This window comes from Streptomyces sp. A18, assembly GCF_059026065.1.
Map to the genome: position 1 here is coordinate 1 of NZ_JBWLKL010000144.1, position 644 is coordinate 644.

Consider the following 644-nt stretch of genomic DNA (forward strand, 5'->3'; position numbering starts at 1 on the left):
GCCGATGCAGGGCTTGTTCAGCGAACCCTGGATCAGCGCCATCTGCGGGCTCATGTTGCCGTACGTGGCGGAGTTGCCGTACGCCTGCTGGGCGCCGTTGCCGCTGAGCGAGGTGGTGCCGTGGTCGTCACCGATCGCCATGGCCGACGGAGCTGCGGCGGCCGACATGCCGACGACGGAGACAGCAACCGCGGCTGCAGCCATACCCTTCTTGATCACAAGTAATTCCCTTCTGGAGAAACCCCGTTCGCCGGAGCGCTCTGATTAACTCCGCGCCCTGCGCATAGTTGCTCCGCTTCACTCTGTTGGCCCAACGGGTGGCTGACACGGAACCCAACCGGGTGAAGCCCCGAAACTCAAACTCCTGCGGGCCGGTTGGTCAGCGTGCAGTGACTCGAGCTTCTGCCAGAAAAGGAATACACAAAATGATGAAGAAGGCTATGGCCACGGCGGCAGTTGCCGTTTCCGTCGTCGGTATGTCCGCTGCCGCGGCGCCTTCGGCGCTGGCCATCGGTGACGACCACGGCACCACCTCCCTGAGTGGCAACGGGGCCAAGCAGGCGTACGGCAACTCTGCGACGCACGGCAACATGAGCCCGCAGCTCTCCCTCGTCCAGGGTTCGCTGAACAAGCCTTGCATCGGT

2 protein-coding genes are annotated in these 644 nt (G+C 63.5%); one reads left to right on the forward strand and one right to left on the reverse strand.

Going from position 1 to position 644, the window contains the following annotated elements:
- Positions 1–219 (reverse strand): rodlin (locus tag AC5P1C_RS43890; protein ID WP_493871601.1); only part of this gene is annotated, 219 nt, incomplete at its 3' end.
- A gap of 206 nt (positions 220–425) precedes the next feature.
- Here AC5P1C_RS43890 and AC5P1C_RS43895 point away from each other — a divergent pair.
- On the forward strand, positions 426–644 hold a 219-nt coding region (locus tag AC5P1C_RS43895), incomplete at its 3' end, for a rodlin (protein WP_493871602.1).